This window comes from Streptomyces sp. SID13726, from assembly GCF_010548375.1.
In the GTDB taxonomy this organism is placed as follows: Bacteria; Actinomycetota; Actinomycetes; order Streptomycetales; family Streptomycetaceae; genus Streptomyces.
Genome location: NZ_JAAGLY010000520.1, coordinates 1 through 426, shown reverse-complemented (window position 1 = coordinate 426; position 426 = coordinate 1). Strand labels below are relative to the sequence as shown.

At 75.6% G+C, this 426-nt stretch carries 1 protein-coding gene; it reads right to left on the bottom strand.

Annotation, left to right across the window (positions count from 1 at the left end; all coding sequences use genetic code 11):
- A partial coding sequence (locus tag G3I78_RS48905; RefSeq protein WP_164437118.1) for a vWA domain-containing protein occupies positions 1-426 on the bottom strand: 426 nt, incomplete at both ends.

Genomic DNA, 426 nt, shown 5'->3' with positions numbered 1-426 from the left:
GCATCGATCCCCGGCTCGGTCCCGCCGCTGGTCCGCAGGCCGGCGAGCGCCGCCTCGACGTCGGTCAGCTCGTCCGTCGCGGGCAGGTGGGTGTGCGGCAGGTAGTCCTGGCCGTCGGCGCCGAAGCCCACGAGACCGATCTGGTAGTCGATCCCGCGCGCCAGCTCGCTCGCGATGAGGAGGACGTGGGCGCGCACGGCGGCCTGGTAGCCGCCCATGCTGCCCGACTCGTCCACGAGGAACAGGACGTCTCCCGGCGGCTGCGGCACGCGCGGTACCGAGTCCGCGTCCTGCGCCGCCGCGTGCACGGCGTCACCGGCGTACCGGGAGACGAGGTCGCGGTCGTCCTCCAGCGGCACGCGCGCCTCGGCGACGCCGTGCTCGTCCGTCTCGGCCTCGACCTCCCGGCCGGCGGTCCCGAGCGTC